This is a genomic window from Flaviflexus sp. (assembly GCF_041440645.1).
Taxonomy (GTDB): domain Bacteria; phylum Actinomycetota; class Actinomycetes; order Actinomycetales; family Actinomycetaceae; genus Flaviflexus.
The window spans coordinates 9,309-10,230 of sequence record NZ_JASDVN010000033.1; the positions used below are offsets into that span (position 1 = coordinate 9,309).

At 56.7% G+C, this 922-nt stretch carries 1 protein-coding gene; it reads right to left on the reverse strand.

Features of this window, described 5'->3' with window-relative positions:
- Window positions 1-58 precede the first annotated feature (58 nt).
- On the reverse strand, window positions 59-601 hold the full coding sequence (locus tag QMB98_RS04650; protein ID WP_371684508.1) for a YceI family protein: 543 nt from the start codon (window positions 599-601) through the stop codon (window positions 59-61).
- Between the last annotated feature and the right edge of the window lie 321 nt (window positions 602-922).

Sequence of the window (922 nt, forward strand, 5' to 3'; positions counted from 1 at the left end):
GGCCGGCACGCAATGCGTGCCGGCCACTTCGATGACTGCATTAGTTCACAGGGAGAACTTAGGCCTGCTTGATAGCGGAGATCTCGAACTCGAGGGTGATCTTCTCGGAGACGAGGAGGCCACCGGTAGCTAGCGGGACGTCGAAGTCGATGTTCCAGTCCTTGCGGTTGACAGCAACCTTGCCCTCGAGGCCAACGCGCTCGTTGCCGAAGGGATCCTGAGCGGAGCCTGCGTACTCGAAGGGGATGGTCACGGGGTGGGAAACATCCTTGATGGTGAGGTCGCCGGTAACAATGAGGTCGTCGCCGTCAGCTTCGATGTTGGTGGACTCGAAGGTGATGGTCTTGTGGTTCTCGGTGTCGAAGAAGTCGGGGGTCTGGAGGTGACCGTCGCGATCGGCGTTGCCGGTCGAAGCGGAAGCAGCCTGGATGGTCACAGAGATCTTGGCATCCTGGAGGTTCTCGCCGGTGGTGGCGGTGCCCTCGAACTCGCTGAAGCGGCCGCGGACCTTGGTCACCATTGCGTGGCGGGCGACGAAGCCGATCTGGGTGTGGGTGGTGTCCAGAACGTAGGTGCCGTTGAGTTCGTTGAGGTTAGCCATGGAGTCTTCCTTAGGTTTAGATTTCTAGGTTTTTAAGCGGTTGGGGTTCCGCTCCGTAAACGAGTATGACACAAGATGATTGATGCTTCAACTATTCAAAGTTGAATCATCCAGTGACGCTCAACACGCAATAACGAGAGAATCTGAAAGTCGCCAGGGTGGGGGGGTGATATGAGGGTTGATTCTGCATGAAATCTTGATGACATCCGTAGTAAAGCCGGAGCTCACGTGGGTCATGAACCAACTTTCGGGGCGGGAGGGAGTGGCGGAATTCCAAGGAATAAGGGCAGTGTCTCGTACTGAGTGTTTCCTCGTCGGGGT